Origin of the sequence: Fibrisoma montanum, from assembly GCF_003583365.1 — a bacterium.
GTDB classification, from domain to species: domain Bacteria; phylum Bacteroidota; class Bacteroidia; order Cytophagales; family Spirosomataceae; genus Fibrisoma; species Fibrisoma montanum.
The window spans coordinates 283,429-303,494 of sequence record NZ_QXED01000009.1 but is presented as its reverse complement, the minus strand read 5'-3'; the positions used below and the strand labels follow the sequence as shown (position 1 = coordinate 303,494).

At 57.1% G+C, this 20,066-nt stretch carries 12 protein-coding genes; 4 read left to right on the top strand and 8 right to left on the bottom strand.

Annotation, left to right across the window (positions count from 1 at the left end; all coding sequences use genetic code 11):
• Positions 1-5: 5 nt before the first annotated feature.
• The 3 genes from DYU11_RS26975 (at position 6) to DYU11_RS26965 (ending at position 12,673) form a co-directional block, all read left to right on the top strand.
• The gene (locus DYU11_RS26975; RefSeq protein WP_229366066.1) at positions 6-9,125 is read left to right on the top strand and encodes an SdrD B-like domain-containing protein; all 9,120 of its coding nucleotides are present in this window, start codon (positions 6-8) and stop codon (positions 9,123-9,125) included.
• A 5-nt stretch (positions 9,126-9,130) separates the two neighbouring features.
• Positions 9,131-10,111, top strand: a complete 981-nt coding sequence (locus tag DYU11_RS26970) for a PorP/SprF family type IX secretion system membrane protein (RefSeq protein ID WP_119670839.1) — start codon at positions 9,131-9,133, stop codon at positions 10,109-10,111.
• Positions 10,112-10,264: 153 nt separating this feature from the next.
• Positions 10,265-12,673: an OmpA family protein gene (locus tag DYU11_RS26965; protein WP_119670838.1), complete on the top strand. Its 2,409-nt coding sequence runs from the start codon at positions 10,265-10,267 to the stop codon at positions 12,671-12,673.
• 30 nt (positions 12,674-12,703) lie between these two features.
• On the opposite strand, the gene DYU11_RS26960 is transcribed toward DYU11_RS26965, so the two are convergent.
• Both DYU11_RS26960 and DYU11_RS26955 read right to left on the bottom strand, forming a co-directional pair.
• Positions 12,704-15,745: a ligand-binding sensor domain-containing protein gene (locus DYU11_RS26960; protein ID WP_119670837.1), complete on the bottom strand. Its 3,042-nt coding sequence runs from the start codon at positions 15,743-15,745 to the stop codon at positions 12,704-12,706.
• Positions 15,730-16,503 (bottom strand): LytR/AlgR family response regulator transcription factor, encoded by a 774-nt coding sequence (locus tag DYU11_RS26955; protein ID WP_119670836.1) that lies wholly within the window; start codon positions 16,501-16,503, stop codon positions 15,730-15,732. Before DYU11_RS26955 ends, DYU11_RS26960 begins: the two co-directional genes overlap by 16 nt.
• A 286-nt stretch (positions 16,504-16,789) precedes the next feature.
• Between DYU11_RS26955 and DYU11_RS26950 the strand changes: the two genes are divergently transcribed.
• Positions 16,790-17,194: a globin domain-containing protein gene (locus DYU11_RS26950; protein WP_119670835.1), complete on the top strand. Its 405-nt coding sequence runs from the start codon at positions 16,790-16,792 to the stop codon at positions 17,192-17,194.
• Between the two features lie 62 nt (positions 17,195-17,256).
• Here DYU11_RS26950 and DYU11_RS26945 read toward each other — a convergent pair whose 3' ends face one another.
• Genes DYU11_RS26945 through DYU11_RS26920 form a run of 6 tightly spaced genes read right to left on the bottom strand, consistent with a single transcriptional unit; the run spans position 17,257 to position 19,986 of the window.
• Positions 17,257-17,787 carry a hypothetical protein gene (locus tag DYU11_RS26945; protein WP_119670834.1) on the bottom strand — a complete coding sequence of 177 codons (531 nt, stop codon included), beginning with the start codon at positions 17,785-17,787 and terminating at the stop codon, positions 17,257-17,259.
• 3 nt (positions 17,788-17,790) lie between these two features.
• On the bottom strand, positions 17,791-18,105 hold the full coding sequence (locus tag DYU11_RS26940) for a hypothetical protein (RefSeq protein WP_119670833.1): 315 nt from the start codon (positions 18,103-18,105) through the stop codon (positions 17,791-17,793).
• Between the two features lie 36 nt (positions 18,106-18,141).
• Positions 18,142-18,471: a hypothetical protein gene (locus DYU11_RS26935; protein ID WP_119670832.1), complete on the bottom strand. Its 330-nt coding sequence runs from the start codon at positions 18,469-18,471 to the stop codon at positions 18,142-18,144.
• Positions 18,472-18,479: 8 nt separating this feature from the next.
• Positions 18,480-18,737: a hypothetical protein gene (locus DYU11_RS26930; protein ID WP_119670831.1), complete on the bottom strand. Its 258-nt coding sequence runs from the start codon at positions 18,735-18,737 to the stop codon at positions 18,480-18,482.
• A complete protein-coding gene (locus DYU11_RS26925; protein WP_119670830.1) occupies positions 18,692-18,997 on the bottom strand; it encodes a hypothetical protein in 306 nt (101 codons plus the stop codon). Before DYU11_RS26925 ends, DYU11_RS26930 begins: the two co-directional genes overlap by 46 nt.
• A 35-nt stretch (positions 18,998-19,032) precedes the next feature.
• Positions 19,033-19,986, bottom strand: coding sequence for a type 1 glutamine amidotransferase domain-containing protein (locus tag DYU11_RS26920; protein WP_158600372.1), 954 nt, complete (start codon positions 19,984-19,986; stop codon positions 19,033-19,035).
• Positions 19,987-20,066: the final 80 nt, after the last annotated feature.

Below are 20,066 nucleotides of genomic sequence, written 5' to 3'. Positions count from 1 at the left end.
GGGTGGTGAGCAACATCACCCTGACCTCGGGTCAGAGTCTGACCACGGTCGATGCGGGCTTTGCTCCGCTGACGGCGAGCCTGGGTGATCTGGTCTTCGAGGACAGCAACGCCAACGGCCAGCAGGACCTAGGTGAAGCTGGTGTTCCGAACGTAACGGTAAGCCTCTACAACGCACTGACCAATGCAATTGTGTCTACTACGGTGACGAACGGTGCCGGTACGTACTTATTCACGGATCTGCAACCAGGTCAGTACTATATTGTCTTTGATACGGCTAGTCTGCCACAAGGCTTTGTCCTGACGCAGGCCAACGTAGGCAATGATACGACCGACAGTGATGCCGGTGTAGATGGGCGTACGGGTAGCTATACCTTAGTAGCTAATCAAAGCAACCTGACGGTGGATGCGGGTATCATCCCGGCGCCAGTGTTTGACCTGGCTTTGACTAAGGTGGTTTCGACTACCGCTGGTATACTGCCTGGTGGTTCTGTAAGCTTCGTGCTGACGGTGGCTAACCAGGGTAACCAACCGGCTTACCGCGTACAGGTAACTGACCGCTTGCCAGATGGTATGAGCCTGACGGCCGGTGGTAGCTTCACAGCTGGGGCAGGCAACACGGCCGTGGCCAGTGTGGCAGGGCCGATCCTGCCGGGCAGCTCAGTGAGTCTGACCCTGACCGCTCAGATCTCGGCAACGTTTGTAGGCAGCAGCCTGACCAACGTAGCAGAACTGACCAGTGCCGACAACGACACGATCGCGGGCAACGCGCCACCGACGGATGTGGATTCTGACTTTGACAACAACGACGCAGGTGAAGATGACCAGGACGCGGTAGTCGTACCGATAGGTCAATTTGCAAGCCTGGGCGACTTTGTCTGGTACGATAATAATGGCAATGGGCAGCAGGATACCGGCGAACCAGGTGTTCAGGGTGTGTCTGTCTCGCTCTACAATGCCATCACGAATGCCGTAATTTCGACAACGGCAACCGACGCGAACGGTAAGTACCTGTTCAGCGGACTGCAGCCGGGTCAGTACTACGTAGTCTTCGGAACGGCAACGCTGCCGACGGGGTACACACTGACCTCGCCGAACCAGGGTCCTGATGCGACCGACTCGGATGCTGATCTGGTAACCGGCCGTACGCAGACGTATACGCTGGTAGCTGGGCAGAGCGACCTGACCGTCGATGCCGGTGTCAAACTGGTGCCGATCTTTGACCTGGCGCTCGTTAAGCAGCTGGCGGCTTCGCAGCCACAGCCAATTCGGGCCGGTGATACCCTGACGTACTCGATCCGGGTAATCAACCAGGGTAACGTACCGGCGTACCGCGTGCAGGTAACTGACTACATCCCGGCGAGCCTGACCCTGGCCGACGCCGACTGGACAGCCGGGCCGAACAACACGGCGAGTCTCACGCTGGCCGGACCGCTGGCCGCTGGTCGGGATACAACAGTGAACATTACGCTGATACTGGATCCGGACTTCACGGGAACCAGTGTAAGCAACGTAGCGGAAATCACGCAGGCCGACGATGATACGATTCTCGACGATCTGCCACCGCAGGATAACGATTCGACGCCGGGTAACGACGTTGATAATGAAGATGACCAGAGCACATCGCCGATCGTAATCACACCGGAGCAGTGTACAAACCCGGCTACGGTATCGGTTGGTCCCAACAAAGCGATCTGCGCCGGCGAGGTCGTATCGCTGACGGCAACGATAGGTGGCTCGGCAACCAGCGTAACCTGGACGTCGAACGGTACGGGTACCTTCAGTAGCCCGACGAGCCTGACGACAACCTACACGCCGTCGGCTGCGGATAGCGCTAATGGTATGGTAATGATCACGGCCACTACCAACGATCCGGCGGGTGTATGTAACGCTGCGATTGCATCGCTGATGCTGCAGATCAACAAGCGCCCGGATGCACCGGTGGGTGTAGCCTGCGACGATTCGCTGATCTGCCAGGGCAGCAGTACCAAGCTGATTGCCTTTGCACCGGGATCACGTATCAACTGGTACGATCAGACGGGTAAGCTGGTTGGCTCGACCGAAAGCGCAGGCAAACTGGTCGTAACCCCGACCACCACGACCGTGTACTTCGCCGAAGCCGTCAGCCTGGCAACGGGCTGCACAAGCGCGACTCGTTCGTCGGTGACCGTAACGGTTGGCCAGTGCCTGGCTGATCTGGCGGTGGTGAAGCAGATCGTAACGCCCGGACCGTATCAACTGGGTCAGAAAGTGACCTACTCGGTCATGGTGAAAAACAACGGGCCGGTTGCTGCCAGCAACGTCATCGTAACGGATAAACTGCCGGCTGCGCTGACCTTCGTGACATCGACCGCGGGTGCTCAGTACAACCCGGCGACGGGTGTCTGGACCGTTGGTACGCTGAACGCCGGATCAGACCGCAGCCTGTTGCTCGAAGCGACGATCAACGCGGGTGGTCCGATCAGGAACCTGGCAACGGTGAGCAGCCCGGATAATGATCTGAATATCATAGAAAACGATACGTCGTCGGTGACGATCAATCCGGCTGCGTGCACCGTACAGCCGCCGGTCATTGCCTGCGCTACGACGGAAATCTGCAAAGGTGGCCGTGCTACGCTGACCGCCGGGAACTGTGCCGGTACGGTACGCTGGTCGGATGGTCAGACGGGGGCAACAATCAACGTAACCCCGACGGTGACAACGGCCTACTCGGCGAGCTGCGTAGTGGGTCAGTGCATCAGCGCGGCTTCGAACACGATTACGATTCGGGTGCTCGATCCGCAGGTGCCGACCATCACTGCCAGCACCGAAACGGTATGCCCGGGTGGCGCGGTAGTGCTGACGGCGACGGGCTGCGAGGGCGGTACGATCATCTGGTCAGAAGGCTCGCAGACGGGGGCCAGCATCACGGTCAACCCGACAACGAAGACAACCTACACGGCTCAGTGCCGCCTGAACAACTGCGTAAGCGCACCGGCTCAGAAGGTGATCAACGTAGGCAACCTGCCGACACCGACGGTGGTATGCAGCGCAACGGCTGTCTGCCCCGGCGAGACGCTGACCCTGACGGTGAACAACTGCGAGGGTACGCCACTCTGGAGCACGGGCGACACAACGGCTTCGATCGTAGTGACGCCGACGGTTGGCAACAACAGCTACACGGTGATCTGCAAGAAAGGTACCTGTGTCAGCCCGCGGTCGAAGGTCTACACGATTGGCATCATCACGCCGAAAGTGCCGACCATTACCGCCAGTGCCGACTCCGTGTGCGTGGGTGCTAAAGTGGTCCTGACGGCCGTAGGCTGCGAAGGTACGGTGCTCTGGAGCAACCAGCAGACGGGAGCCAGCATCACGGTGTACCCGCAGTCGAACATCAGCTACTACGCACAGTGCCGCGTGAACGAATGCCTGAGCGATCCGTCGAAGTCACTGCCGATTACGGTGCTGACACCATCGGCTCCGATCATCAGCGCGAACAAGACGCTGATCTGCAGCGGTGAGAAGGTAACGCTGACGGCCGAAGGCTGCGACGGTACGGTTCGCTGGAACGTCGACAATAAGATTGGAGCCAGCATCGACATTTACCCGGGCGAAACGAAGGAATACTTCGCAACCTGCCAGGTAGGTGCCTGCAACAGCGAAGCGTCGAACAAAGTGCGCGTGACCGTCAACACGACCGGTACACCGCCGACGGTAACGGCCTCGTCGACATCGGCCTGCAACGGTCAGGTCGTATCGCTGACGGCAACCGGCTGCACCGGAACGGTTCAGTGGTCGGATGGTCAGACCGGACCGGTGGTATCGGTAACGGCGACGATCAACAACAGCGAGTTCTACGCGATCTGTAAGCCGACCGGTGCACAATGCGGCAGCGGTAAGTCGAACACGATTAAGATTAACGTAACGCCGACTCCGACCCCATCGGTAGTCTGCAGCACGGATACCATTTGCCCGGGTGAAGAAGTGACGCTGACGGTAACCAACTGCCAGGGTACGCCGATGTGGAGCACGGGTGAGCTGACGAGAACGATCACGGTAACACCGAACGTAACGACTTCGTACACCGTGTACTGCAAGGATGGATTCTGCACCAGCGACACGTCGCAGACGTACACGATCACGGTGATACCGGTACCGGTACCGGTGGTGTCGGCTTCGAAAACCGAATACACCCCGGGCGATACCATCACACTGTCGGCAACCGGCTGTACGGGTGGGGTAATTCTCTGGTCATCGAATGGATTGAACGGCAGCAACCGCGGTGCGTCGATTCAGGTGATACCGGAAGGTACGCAGACCTACTACGCCCAGTGCCAGGTGAACAATTGCCTGAGCGATCCGTCCGTCCGCGTGACGATACGTCAGCAGGGCGACTGCACGGCCGACGCGGGTACGCTGGTAGCCGCTAACCCGGGTGTCTGCGCATCGGATGGTAAGCCGGTCATGATCGCAGCTACGCCGAACGGTGGTCTGGTTGTGCCGAACAGCTTCACGACGGTCTTCGTCCTGACGAAAGGCACGAATCAGGTAATTGAGCAGACGAGTCTGGAACCGAAATTCACGGTGCCGGGTCAGGCTGCCGACTACACCATCCATACGCTGGTGTACAACGCCAGCCCGTCGGATAAGAACTACCTGGATCTGAGCCTGATCAAGCCGGGTCTGACGACGGCTGAGGATGTCCTGACGCTGATCGCCGACAAGCAGATCTGCGCGGACCTCGATACCACCGGCGCGAAAGTGAGAGTCAACTTCGTAGCTCCGCCGGTTGTCACGCCATCGCAGCCGTTCACGGTCTGCTACGGCACCACGGTAACATTCCGCGCCGATGGCTGCGAGAATGGCATCGTAAAATGGTCTGACGGTAGCGAGGGCGCTGTAATTCAGAAAACGGTGTACAGCGACGTCTGGGTAATGGCAACCTGCACCATCAACGGCTGCACGAGTCAGTACTCGAACATGGGCGACGCCATCCTGGGTACGCCGGCCGTTCCGACGGTGGTTTGCAACAAGCCGACCATCTGCGCCAACGAATCGGCGACGCTGACGGCACGAGGCTGCGACGGTGGCCGACTGCTCTGGTCAACGGGCGACACCACGGCGAGCATCACTGTTTCGCCGACGGCTGATACCGAATACCGCGTGCAGTGCATCGTCGGCCAGTGCGCCAGCGACTTCTCACCGGTTTGCACCGTGAAGGTTGGCCTGCCGAACGCACCGACCATCGCCATTGCCGGCAGCCCGAACGTAGCGAGCACAACGGTTTGCTTCGGTTCGCCGATCACGCTGGTAGCGCAGGGTTGCCCATCAGGCAGCTACGTAACCTGGTCGAACAACCAGGTGGGCGCTTCGATCACCGTATCGCCTGCTATGTCTACGACGCTGATGGCCTTCTGCTGCACGTCGAACAACTGCAAGAGTGGCGCGTCGAACGCAATCAGCCTGGCGGTAGGTCCGAAAGTGCCGGTGCCGCAGGCTATCGACAAAACCAACACCTGTCCGTTCAACACGGTTGATCTGACCACGGCCGTTGGTAAGCCGCTGACATCGGGTGGAGCCTTCGAGTTCTACACCAGCGAAGCCCTGACGCCGGAGTCGCGCGTGCTGAATCCGGGCGCAGTGGGTACGGGTACCTACTACGTCGTCGAGCGCAGCGTAACGGGTTGCCTCAGTCTGCCGGCCATGATCCACGTACAGATCACACCGTGCACCGAAGTGACGCCGTGTAACTCGACTAACCCGGCTACGGCCAGTGCGGGTGCCGATGCCACACTCTGTGCCGCCAAGACCTACAAGCTGGCGGGTGTGATGGGTGGCGCCGGTAAGATAGCCCACTGGACAACGAGTGGTACCGGTACGTTCGATAACGCTTACTCGCCAACGGCAACCTACACCGCCAGCGTCGAAGACGTAATGGCCGGTAAGGTAACGCTGACCATGTCGGTGAGCACGAACAACGCAAGCTGCCCGGTTGCTACCGATCAGATGGTACTGACCATCAACGGCAGCAAGACCGTACCGCTGGTGAAAGTGGTTGGTTCGCCGGTACTCTGCTACGGTGACTCGGTGATTCTTGAAGCGCCTGCCGGGGCTGCGGGGTACCTGTGGAGCAACAAAGCGACAACACAGCGCATCGTGGTGAAGAGCAGCGGTGACTACAGCGTCCAGCTGATGGATCAGGGCGGTTGCAGCTCGGTACCATCCGCCGATGTGGCAGTGAACGTAGCCGCGTCAATGCCGGCCCCGCTGGCGGTGAACCTGCGGAATACCTGCCCGGCTAATCAGGTGAACCTGGCCAACGCGATCTCGACAACGGCAACGGGAAGCACCTACGAGTACCGCATCGGTGCATCGCTGACGTCCGACGTCGTGATGCGGCCGGATTCGGTGGGCGCGGGTACCTACTACGTATTCCAGAAAACAGAAACGGGCTGCTACAGCGCCCCAGCCAAGGTGGAGGTACGCATCATCAACTGCGCAGCTGATACAGTGTCGACCGACGTGAGCATCACGAAACTCGCCGACAAGCAGGCCGTGACGTTTGGTGAGACGGTGACTTACACTCTCCTCGTGAAAAACGAAGGGGCTAAAACCGCGAAGAATATCGATGTGCGCGACGTGCTGCCAACGGGTCTGGAAGTGGGTTGGATCGGTGGTCCGGCCAGTGGCTATACCATCTCGGGTGGTGTGATCACGGCCCGGATCGACAGCCTGCAGCCCGGCGCTTCCGATACGATTACGTTCCGGGCGCAGGTTCGGGCTAAAGGGCAGATCGTCAACACGGCCGAGATCACGTATCTCGACCAGACCGATACGAACCTGACCAACAACACATCGAGCGTAACCGTAACCGACACGTCGGCCAGTGCACCGAGCTACATCGGTCTGGCGAAGGCGGTGGTGGGAACCCCGATGGCCGACAGCGATTCGAGCTTCCGGGTGACCTACGCCTTCAAGGTGACGAACTACGGTGCCGATACGCTGCACCACGTGAAAGTGACAGACGATCTGGCGTATTCCTTCCGGATCAACAAAGTCGACTCGGTGGGCATACGGATCAACGACCCGGCTTCAACGCTGGTGGCGAACGCGACCTTTACCGGTACTGATCCGACGGTGAACATGCTTGAGCCGAGCAGCTACCTGCTGCCGGGCAGCACACAGACGTTCTTCCTCGACGTGAAGGTGAAGCGTATCGCCGGCGACACGACCCGTGCGTTCGACAACTACGCCTACGCCTGCGCCATGAGCGATACGACGAAGGTTGAGGACCTGTCGACGAACGGTGGCGATGCTGACCCGGATGGCGACGGTAACCCGACCAACAACACCAGCCCGGCGTCATTTACGCTGCTCATCCCGCAGTCGGGTCCGAGCATCGGCGTAGCCCTGGCCGTGGTGAAGGTCGAGAAACAGGCCGACAGCAGCTACAACGTAACGTATAAAACGACGGTGAGAAACTTCGGTGACGTACCGCTGTACGGTGTGCAACTGACCGATAGCCTGGCGCGGGCCTTCACCCAGCCGGCTGCCTTCTCGGTGGTTGGGTCGCCGGTGATCCGGACGGGCAGCAACCTGGTGCCGAACCCAGGCTACAACGGCGTCGGCGAGCCAAATCTGCTGGCACCGGGTAGTAAACTGAACGTGGGCGAACTGGATTCAGTGCTGATCACGGTGAACATCAGGCCCAATGGCAACGGTGGACCGTTCTACACGAGTGTGGTGGCGCAGGGTTCAGTGGCCGATTCAAGCCAGACGGTAACGGATCTGTCGAACAATGGAATCAATCCATTCCCGGCCGGTTCAGTCATGACGGCGGTGCGGTTCGACTTGCCGGACGCTCTGCTGGGTGTTGCTAAGGCGGTTGGCAAACCGATCCTGGTCGAAAACGGTGTCTACGACGTACCGTACACGATCACGCTGAAGAACTGCGGTACGGTTGATCTCCGTAAGATTCAGGTGGTAGACAACCTCTCGCAGACCTTCGGCAATGGAGCGCTGATCGTAAGCAATCAGATTTCCGTATCGGCAGGTATGGGTCTGACCGCCGACTTTAACTACACTGGTCAGGGACTGATCACGAAAATGCTGATCGACTCGACGAGTACGTTGACGGCCGGAGCCAGCCGCAGCCTGAACTTCATGGTTCGGGTAGATGTGAGAAGCGCCAGTACCCTGACGTTCTACAACACAGCCTACGCGACGGCCGAAACAGGCGATGGCACGATGGTATCCGATACGTCGACGGTTGGCAACAACTACGACCCGGACAACGACCTCGATCCGCGCAACAACAGCGTACCGACGCCGGTTTCACTCGACAACCTCACGACGGATGCCCGCATTGGGGTGGCCATGGCCGTCCGCGATACGGTTCGCCAGTCGGATGGCAGCTACAGGGTCGTTTACCAGATCGTAGTGAAGAACTTCGGTCCGGAAACGCTGACGCACGTAACCCTGAGCGATACGCTGCAGAAGGTGTTTAACAGCACAACGGGAGCCAGCTACACCATCATCGGTGCGCCGGTGATCATCTCGACGGGCAGCGCCCTGAAGGTCAACCCGGCCTTCGACGGTAGCGGTGATTCGAGACTGGTGCTGGGCGACAGCACGAGTACGCTGGCTGCGGGTAAAGTAGATACGCTGCTGCTGACCCTTAACGTAACGACCGATGGCCGGACGACCACGTTCCTGAACTCGGTATACGCCCGGGCCAATGCCAAAGCGGGTACCGTGATGGACGTATCGACCAACGGTCTGGAGCCTGACCTGAACGGCAACAGTGATCCGACCGATGTGAACGAAGGCGAAGCCACTCCGCTGATTCTGCCGGCCGTATTCTCGACGGTGTTCATACCGGAAGGTTTCTCGCCAAACGGCGACGGTATCAACGACCAGTTCGTGATTCGCGGAACGACCGGGCTGACAGTTAGCCTGGAAGTGTTCAACCGCTGGGGTCACTCAGTGTACAGGAACGATGATTACCAGAACGACTGGGATGGCAAGCCAAACACGGGAGTCCTGGTCAATGCGGATGCGAACGGTCTGCCGGATGGAACGTACTACTACGTCGTCAAGCTGAGTGATGGCCGCAAGTTTGTGAGATTCATGACGATTAACCGATAATACCAATGTCAAACCAGCTTTCAACCAAGTTTTGGGCAATTACGCTGCTGCTGGCCTTCGTGGCCGGCAGTGGCACGGTCCGGGCGCAGCAGGACAAGATGTTTTCGCAGTACATGTTCAACATGATGGCGCTCAACCCGGCCTATGCGGGCAGCCGTGATGTCCTCAGCATGTCGGCCCTCTACCGCAACCAGTGGACCGGCGTGGAAGGTGCCCCGCAAACGGCCACATTCACGATCGATATGCCCCTGAACCGGGAGCGGGTCGGCGTTGGTTTACAGCTCTACGGCGACAGAATCGGGGTATTTCAGGAGGCCGGCGGCTTTGCTTCCTACGCCTTCCGGATCAAGGTGGGCGACCGCTCTACCCTGGCGCTGGGTCTGCAAGGGGGCGCGTCGAGCTACCAGGTGAACCTGTCGGAGGTCCGGACAACGCCCGATGGCTCCGGTCAGATCGACCCGGCGTTTGCCAGCAACGTTAGTAAAGTACTGCCGAACTTCGGTACAGGCATTTACATCAGCAATGATAAGTCGTATCTGGGAGTATCGGTGCCGAGGCTGATCAAGAACAAGCTGGGCGAATTTGATTCGGGCAGTCTACGGGCCGTGCAGCGTCGCCATGGGTATCTGACGGCCGGTTTCGTGGTAGGCCTAAGTCCGGCCGTGAAAATGAAACCGTCGCTGCTGGTCAAGTACGCCGAAGGGGCTCCGCTGGGTTTTGATGGAAACATCAATTTCTGGTTTGCCGACCGGATCGCCATCGGTACGTCGTTCCGGCGCAACCAGTTCTCAACCTGGACCAACTACAGCACCGATGCCATCGTGGGCATGGTAGAGGTGCAGTTGTCGGATCAGTTCCGCTTCGGTTACGCCTACGACTATACGATGAACAACTTCCGGACCGTAGCGCCCAGCTCGCACGAGATCATGCTGCGTTACGAATTTGGGTTCGGCAAGAATCGCATCCTGACGCCCCGGTATTTCTAATGGTGCTGCACTTTACCCAAACCCCTGAAGGATAAACTACCTCTACGTTTTCGGCGCAGTATTTGCTATTGATAAGGTACACTTCCCTGGCTTCGTCCCGGAGGGTGTACCTTTTCGTTTTGGCTATAAATCTGTTACCTAATCATTTTGCGAATGGTACGTTTTTTATTCCTGTCTGCGCTACTCGCCTGCGGTCTAAGCCCGCTCCTGGGGCAATCGCTGACCAACCAGGCCGATCGGCAGTTCGATCAGCTGGCCTACGCCAGTGCTATAGATTTGTATGAACAGGCGCTGAAAAACACCCCGGCGCTGCCAGAAACGGAACGCCGGGCGGCCCTGGCCAAGCTGGGCTTCAGCTACCACCAGCAGCGCGATACCAAAAACGCCGAACGGGTGTACCGTGAACTGATGGGCATGGGCGACCTGCCCGCCGAACACGCCCCGGCCTATCTGTACTACGCGCAGTCGCTGGCGGCAAACGGCAAGTTTCGCGAGGCACAGGAAGCGTTCGGAAAGTACAACACCCTGGTGCCGGCCGACCAGCAGGCGATGCCTTACTCCCGGCTGTATCGGGAGGCAGACGCGCTGAGCAAGAAGGCCACTACCTACAAAGTTGAGTTCCTGACGATCAACACCCGTAAGGCCGAATTCAGCCCGATGCTCTACGGCAATGGGCTGGTGTTTGTGTCGGCCTCGGGCGGCAGCAAGGGCTCCAAAAAGGTGATCGACTCTAAAAACGGTCCGTTTCTGGATCTGTACTTCATGCCCGAAGCCGATGCTTTGCGCGGTAGGGTGACCACGACCGGCACCCCAAGGACAGCGAAACGCAAAACCCGGACGCTCGCTCCTAAACCGAACCTGGGCGGTGATGAGTATACCGCCCTGACAGCCAACGATTCGCGAACGGTGGGTTTCTACGGGGGCAACAACGTAAACCAGTTCCAGAGCTACGACGATCGGCCGGTTGGCCAGTCGGAGCGCTTCCAGAAGTCGCTGAATACGCGCTATCACGAAGGGCCGGCAACCTTCTCAAAAGACGGCGCCCGGGTGATTTTTACGCGTAATAATTACAACAACGGCCACTACGGCAAGAGTAAAGACGGCGTTAATAAACTGAAACTATACACGGCCACGCAGACCAACGGCGTCTGGAGCGAAGCCGAGGAACTGCCGTTCAACAGCGACGAGTTCTCGTCCGGACACCCGGCATTAGGCAAAGGACCAAACGGCCAGCCGGATCAGCTGCTGTATTTTGCGTCCGACCGGCCGGGGGGCTTCGGTGGAACCGATATCTACGTAGCGAAATGGGGGGATGGCAAATGGCTGGAGCCGGTTAACCTCGGCAAGGACGTGAACTCAAAAGGCAACGAACTCTTCCCGTTCGTCGATGAAAAAGGTAACCTTTACTTTTCGTCGGACGGGCGACCTGGTCTGGGTGAACTCGATATTTTCTTCGCCCAGCTGGGTAACGACGGCCAGCAGGTAAAATCGGTGCAAAACCTGGGCGAACCGCTGAATTCTCCCAAAGATGACTTCGGTATCGTGACCGACGGCGACCGGAAGGCGGGGTATTTCAGCAGCAACCGGAAAAACGGGGGCAGCGACGACGACCTGTACCGGTTCACGCGCGAAGGCTCGCTCTATCCCTGCCGCCAGTTGACGATCAGCGTATTTGACGCCCAGACCAAAGAACCCCTGGCCGACACGCCCCTGCACGTCGACGATCAGGTGGGCAGCGCCCGGCAGCGCGACTTGAAAACCGACGCCAACGGCCTGGTTCGGCTTTGTCTGGACATTGACAACAACTTTCAGTTTCTGGTGAGCCGCGAAGGCTATCTGGCTAACAAAGTGGGGTTCTCGACCAAAGACCTTGCCGACGATAAACCGTCGCGGCTGGACATCGCGCTCGCCAAACCAACCGAAGAAGCCAAACCAGCCGCCCTGGGGCCAACGTCGGTACGCGGCCGGGTGCTCACGCAGGCCGATAACACCCCTATCGAGGGCGCGAAGGTCATTCTCGTCAGCGAATGCGATGGTACGTCGCAACAGGTTATCACGGGGGCCGACGGCAGCTATGGGTTCACGGTAACCCCCGGCTGTGATTACGCCATCGAAGCCATCAAAGAACGCATGGGAACAGCGGGCAGCCGCATCGACAAGGACGGCTCCGGCTCGACCGACATTCTCATGTTTCGGAAAGGCGACGTAATCCGGATCGATAACATTTATTACGACCTCAACAAAGCCACGATCCGCCCCGATGCGGCCAAGGAACTGGACAAGGTTGTAGCGTTGATGAAGAAGTACCCCGGTATGAAAATCGAGATGCGGTCGCATACCGACAGCCGGGCCACGGCGCCGTATAACCGCAAGCTCTCGGCCAATCGGGCAAAGGCAGCTACGGTCTACCTCAAGTCGAAAGGTATTGCGCCGAAACGAATGATTGCGAAAGGCTACGGCGAAGATGAGCTGCTCAACAAGTGCGCCGATGGGGTCGACTGCTCGGAAGAACAGCACCAGCAAAACCGCCGGACGGAGATAAAAGTCCTGACGCTGGAGTAGTACGGTGTCCCGTTGCTGTAGGCCGGTGGGTTACAGCAACGGGACACTGACCATGAAATGCGTATCGGTTTCGGTAATGTCGATCGCGCGTCGGCTCAAGTAGTGATACAGCGACCGAAGGCTGGCCAGTCCCTGTTTGTTCGACGTTTCAACGAATACTTTCTTCTGGAGGTTATTCGCCACAACCAGCGCATTATTGACGGTATAAATTCGAATCCGGAGCGGACTTTCTTCGTCCATGGTATTGTGCTTGATTGCGTTTTCGAGCAGGTTCTGGATCGTAACCGGAACGATGAGCTGCGTCAGGCAGTCAGGCGAAACGTCAACCGTAATCTGCAGGTCCGTTCCGAATCGGGCCTGCTGCAGATCGATATAATTCTGCACGAAGGTCAGTTCGTCGCCCAGCGTAACGAGTTCCTTGTCCTTGTTCTGGAGGATGTAGCGGTAAATAATCGAGAGTTTACGCAGAAACTTCGAGGCCTCGCGGGGATTGGCCATGATCAGGCTGTTGAGCGAGGTCAGGCTATTGAACAGAAAATGCGGATTGAGGTGATTAATCAGGTTCTGGTACTGAATCTCGGTTTTATCGCGCTCCAGGCGGGTGGCCTGCACCTGTAGCTGGTGGAGTTGGTTTGTCTGATCGGACCGGTACCACATAAAACCAAGCAGCAGACCGAGCAGGATCAGGCCGATGCACGCCCAGAACCATTTCGATTCGTACACGTAGGAGTCAATGTGAACGGTCAGCGAACGGACCACCGTTTCGGTGCCATCGGGTGTTACGCCCCTGACGGTAAAGAGGTAATCACCGCCGGGCATCTTATTGTAGACGGCGTACGTCTGCGACGTGATCTTAGGCGACGCGTCGAATCCTTCAAGCTGGTATTTATAACGGATTATGGCGTTCTCAGCTGAAACGAGGGTCGCGAAGTAAACCGTGAAATCCTTGGCGTCGGCACTAACCCGGATGTGTCGCACCCCCCGGTGGATCAGATGCGTCGTATCGCCGGTTTCAACCGCGTTAATCAACACATTGCTGGATTTACTTACCGGGGTGCGCGATAGTTTTTCGGGGGCAAATTCGAGCACGTAGGTTTTCATGGCCGCAAGTATATGGCCATTCCGGAGCGGAAACAGGTAATTAACGTATTCTGGACTGGCCTGATTGAACGGGATGAAGAAATTGAAAAACGAATCGTCGTTCGGGGAATAAACCGAAAATTTGTTGTAGGCCGCTGTCCAGATATTCCCGCGCTGATCGGGCATGGCGGCCCAGATCCGGGCCGAGTTCAGTCCGTCGCTTTCGTTCCAGTAGGTGTATTGTTTCTGGTAAGGATTGTAGCGAATCAGACCCTGCCCGATGCTGCTCAGCCAGAAGTTCCCCCGCTTGTCCTGATTGAACGACGTGAGCGTCAGGCTGTACTCGTCGTCCATCGGTCGCTGATCCCGGATGAACTGACCGGTTTTCTGTGAAAAACGAAAAAAACCTTCCGGGTATATCTCCAGCCACAAATCGCCCCGCTGATCAACCAGCGACAACCGCACCCGGAATTTCGGGTCCTCCGATGAGGAGATAATTGCGTAGCGGTGCCACTGCCGGGTGGGGATCGTGTAACACCACACCTGTTTGCTGGCTCCCGTTAGCCATAGCTGATCGCGCCGTTTGACAATGTGCCCTATTTTGGGCAGATCTGCCCGGAGTGGATCAGGAAACGGTACGGTGGCAAACTGCTTCGTTTGCGGGTTAAACGTCGTCAGCCCGGTTTCCATGCCCATATAGAGAAGCCCCTCGTGGGCGAAAATGCCGCCGATCGAATGCGCGGTCTGGTTGGGCAGCCGGTACGTTTCCAGCCGGCCGGTTTCGGGATGATAATGGAGCAGGTCCTGCCGGGAGGTACCCAGCCACCACGAGCCATCGGGGTCTTCCGAAAAAGACGTAATTCCGTAGTGGTCCGACAGGGCCGGAAACTGCTGAGCCAGATTGTGCGTCGTATAGAAGCTGCGTTCCAGATTCGTGTGAGAAATCCCGTTGACTGTTCCAAGCCAGACGGGACCATCAGGGTGTTGCCAGGCCGCAAAAAACAGGCTTCCGGCCACGGAGGATGGGCTGGCTTCGTCATGGAAAAACTCGGTGACCCGGTAGGTACTGGCTTCGGCAAAGAACATCAGATAGCTCGATGAACTAATCCAGAGGTTGTGCTTGCGGTCGGCGAAGATGGTAGGCAGATCAAAGGGGTCGCGGTCTTTTTTGCTGATGAGTGGAAAGGCTTTAACCAGCTGTTGCTGCTTCAGGTCATACACCACTACGCGCTCGTCGGTAGCATCGCCGAAAATCAGCCGGTGGTCGTCCAGGGTCAGGGCCGTTACGTAGTGCTGCTTGTAGGTCTCCAGTTGCGGGTGTTTCGCGGGGGGCTGCCCGAATCGCCCGCGACTGCTGTCGAAATACTGCAGCCCTTGTTTTTTATCGCCAACCCAGAGGCCCTTGTGGTCGGGGTCTTCGATCAGACTTTGCAGGGAAATACGGCTTGAGATTGTTTGCGGGGTATCGGCCGGATTAAAAGGAAAGAACTGAATCTGACCGGTCCTGACGACGTAACGAAATAAACCGGCGTAGTAGCTGGTGAACCATACATCGCCCTGGCGATCGCAAAGGACGTTAGTGCACCAGCCCAGTCGGCGGCCGTTCACGAACCTGATGTTATGAAATCGCCCGGTGGCTTTGTTGTATTGGCTGATGCCTACTTCCGTACTGGCCCAGATGTTGCCGTTCTGGTCTTCGCACAGGTCATAGATGGTGTTGTGCAGGAGTGAGGTAGAATCTTTTCGGTTGCTCTTGAATACAACGAAATGATGGCCGTCGTACCGATTCAGGCCATCGATGGTGCCGATCCACAGAAATCCGTCCTGATCCTGGTGAAAACTGGTAATGGTATTCGACGACAAGCCGTGTTCCTCCTGAATGTGGCGGAACTCGAACTGACCGGGACGGCTCTGGGCCTGTAGGTCGTTGAGTACACCCAAATACCATCCCAGACACACCAGCCAACGCCAGAGACTTACTTTTCCAGCCATTTTTTGAAGGACGGCGCTTTGTCGCGGCTGATTTCGATATCGAACTGATGGTTGGGCGACTTCAGCCGGACACTTAGCTTGAGGTTGGCGAGCCCTTTCACGCTCTGAACCGCGTTGATGTTAACGATGCAGTGGCGGTTGGCGCGGTAAAACTGGTTGGGGTCGAGCAGTTCCTCAATTTCATCGAGGGTGTCGTAGTCGACAATGTAGCGCTCGTTCCCGTTCGTGACCATGAAATTAAGCTGGTCGCGGGTGAAGTAAGCAATGTCGGCCACCCGAATGGGTACCCAGCTATTGCGGGCGTTTCCCAGAAAATGTTCTTTATACGTTGTTTTGGCCGTAATGGGCATATTCAGCGAGTCGAGCAGCTTCTGAACGTCGAACGCCTGGTTCGATTTAGCCTTGATCACCGATTGCGCTTTCGAGATGGCTTGCTTCAGTTCGTCCCAGTCGACGGGTTTCAGCAGGTAGTCGATCCCGTTGACCTTGAAGGCCTGAATGGCGTACTCGTTGTAGGCGGTGGTGAAAATAATCGGGCAGGATAACGTGAACTGCTCAAAAATCCGGAAGCTCACGCCATCGGATAGCTGCACATCGGCGAAGATGATGTCGGGTTCGGCATTCTCCGAGAACCAGCGAATGGCCGTTTTGACGCTGCCAACCGTGCCGATGATGTTCAGGGCGGGGTCCACTTCGGCGATGCTGGAGGCCAGTTCGAGGGCTACTAATTTTTCGTCTTCAATGATCAGGGCGTTCATGGCTGGATGTTCGTTGCGCCTTCGTGAATGGCTACATAAATTTTGAGATTTATTGCCCGTTTTCGCAACTATTTGGCGATGAATTGTTTAAACTGGCTAATGAATGACGCATAACATCCGGTTAACCGGGAGTAACAGCCGGGACGCCGTACGGCAACCGAAACGCTTTGCAGTTGGTTAGCCCCAGGTAACGGTTGAAGCGCCGAAAGTAGCCTCCCATGCCGAAATGTTTGGTGAACCCCTGCATTCGCTCGTTCTTTGACCTGAACTATGAGATAATACTGCTGTGACACACCAGGAAATAAGTATCGTAAAACGAACGTGGAAACTGCTGCGCGACGTTGACCCGCAGTTGCTGGGGGATGTATTCTACCGGCGGCTGTTTCTGATATACCCATCCGTTCGGCCGATGTTCCGGGAGCCGATGACAAACCAGTATCACAAGTTTGTCGATATGCTGAGCCTGATCGTAGGGCGTATCGACCGACCGGAGGAGGTAATGGGCGAAATCGCCCAGCTTGCGCAGCGGCATGAGCGGTATGGGGTTAAACCGGAACATTATCCGGCCGTGGGAGACACGCTGCTCTGGACCCTCGAACAGGGGTTGGGAAGCCAGTGGAACAATGAGGTACGGCAGGCCTGGGAAGCCTGTTACCAGACCCTGGTGCAGGCTATGCTCGAAAAAGCGTAACCTGGGTAATAGAGCCGAGGGGGGAGTTGCGGGTCGTCGCAACTCCCCCCTCGGCTTTTGGTTTAACGCAGCGACTGAAGGGTAGGGTGTGGTTCGGCTACTTCCAGTTTAACAATTCGATTGGTAACGGAACCGTCCGTAAGCTGCCGTTCGGGAATGTAATGAATCCTGACAGGCAATCCGTCGCGGATGGGGTATTGAACGGGTTCGGTGTTGGTGAAACCGGCCATCTCGACGTTCCGGAAATAGCTGAATGCAATCGTGTTTACCCAGAAGCCCTCGTAGCTGTAGTGGTGGTTTTTTCCGTCGTATCGTTCGGTCCATTCTTTTTCCTGATAGTCTGCAACCGGCCCCTCTACCATACGCGGTTTTTGCCGGCTCAACTGATAGTAATCCCAGGCCGGAATAACGACGGCCACCAGAACGGCAATGATGGCAAAGCCCAGAAGTCCGAAGCGGCTGAAGCTCGACCGGGCGTAGTAAGCGCAGACCGTAGCGGCCACGGCCAGCCCAAACGGCAACACCAGCGAACGCCAGCTTATGGCCGATTGAGACGTAAGATCATAAATGGTTGTGTAGGTTGTGTTGTGCATAGCTCAATGCTTAGGGTAGTCAGTGTACGCTTCGGCCAAGATCAGTAGGAACCCAAACAGTGTGATGTAGGATTGCACAAGTGTAGCCGCTACCAGGAGCAGACTTTTCCCCCAGGGTGCGTTCCCACGTATCGCCAGCCCGACGGCCCGGATAGCCGACCAGCCCATAACCAGATAGGCCAGCAGATAAACCAGGAGGCCTGTGTAAAAAGGGGCTGAATCCCAGGAAGGCGGCAGAAACCTGTAGCCAAGGTGGGTCAGCAGCCAGGCCCCGAAAACCAGGCCGATGGCGTAGAGATTCAGGGTATATAGTTTCATATAGCGTGTAGACTGACTGGTTAATGATCGACGAGTTTACAGGCTCAGTACCCAGCGCTGTACATCAGTAAGGGTACCTGAAAACGAACCAGTCGGCCCTGCCGCAGTGCCCGTGCCGGCAGCCGCATTCAGCCGCAGCGTGCACGATACACGCCCCGGATATCTGGCAACCTCCATCTCAACAGTTGCCTCGTCGACCCATTTTGTGGTAAAGGCTGACCATCCATCGCCCGCCAGCGAAAACAGCGTTTGCTTGTCGGCAACCCGGATCAGGTAAGGCTGGTTAATCCAGTGGCTCATGCGTACTTCGTAGCTGCTGAACTCAACCGTGTACGCTTGATTAGGTGAAATGATAGTGTCAGTCATGGTGCAGATTAGTTAAGTAGCGTCAGTTCGCCGTCGGGCTGGACCGTATACGTAACGCGTTTGGCCTGTTCAGTGCCCGTCTCGTCGTAGGTGATGGTCTGTACGATCGCCTGCTGCTGCCGGGGTAACCACATACCCTCAATCTGGCTGATACCTTCGGCGTTATCGTAATAAACAACCTGTTGGTCAATGAGCTGCCGGTTGGTCCGGTCGATGGTCATCAGCCAGCCAATGGTTTCGTTGGCATACAGCCGGCCGACCAGCACGAGGTAAGCGTTTTCGGTAGTAGCCAGCGTATCGGTTTTGTACGAAACCGATCGGCGCCGACTAACTTAGCGGCATCGTCGCGCGTGAATGGGTTCCGGACGGGTTCAAATAGCCGGCCCTGCTCCAGTCGATCGGCATCGATGAGCACGGTATCCCGGTGGGTAGTTTGGGCGCTGTTCTGATCAGCTTGCTCAACTGACGAACAACCCATGCAAAGGGCGGTGATCGTCAGGCCGCTGATCCAGGTGGAAGGTTTCATTAAGATGTGTTGTTTAGCTGTGCAGAGGAGTCGGCTTACCTCGTACTGCCAGCGATGAGTTTGAGCATTTCTTCAGCTACCCACTTGGCCGATGAAGCAAACGTACCGGTCACAACCCGATGCCGGGCGTCAATAACGTGCGTCAGATGCTGATCATCTTTCGTTGCCTGCGTACTGACGACCAGATTGGCCCCCCGACGGGTTAAGACCTGCTGCATGTCCAGCGGCAGCAGTTTCCCATATTGGGAAATATCCATGTAGGCTTTTTCGGCCCAGGTTGGGAAGCAGGTTATGGTTTTATCCTTCACAAAATACTGACCATCGCGCAACTGAATGTTAACGAGCGAGGCCGTTCCATGCCCTGCTGAGCCGACAACTCCGCCATTTTCGTAGATGGCTGCCGCTAGTCTGGCGATACGTTCGTCGCTCAGCACATCGAAGAACTGGCCATGACCACCTGGGTAGTAAACGGCCGCATAAGCCGACGGCTGAATTTTTTCGGGCGGGTACGTATTGGCAACGGCCGCCAGGTAGGCGGGGTTAGTCTGCGCCTGCGTCAGTTCGTCCCAGGTCTTACTGCTCTGATAGATGGCCGCCGGACCGCCTTTGGGCGTTACAATATCCACCGAATAGCCGTTCTTCTGAAAGACACTGAATGGCAGCGCGATTTCCATCAGAAATGTGCCGCTCTTTTTACTGCCAACCGAATCAACATTGGTCGATACAATCAAAATCTTTCTGGACTGCGGGTAGCCGGAAAGCGCGCTAACCAGCAACAAAATGAGTACGCCTGCTTTTTTCATGGTTTTCCAGTGACGGATGGTTCTGATTATCTCGTCAAAGGTGTACGGCCCGGAAAGGAACGCCAAATAAAATGACTCGAAGCGCGTCAAAGCCAGAACGAGTTGTCGGCTATCGGTCATAAACCGTTGAGGCTCTGGTGAAAAAGCGTAGTAATCGAATCCCGATCGGGCAAAATGACGAATCACAGCGGTAGGGATGTCGCTGTGATTCGTCGGGGGGTATCGAGGGGGAAAAACCTGCTGCTCAACCGCCATTACGTAGCAAG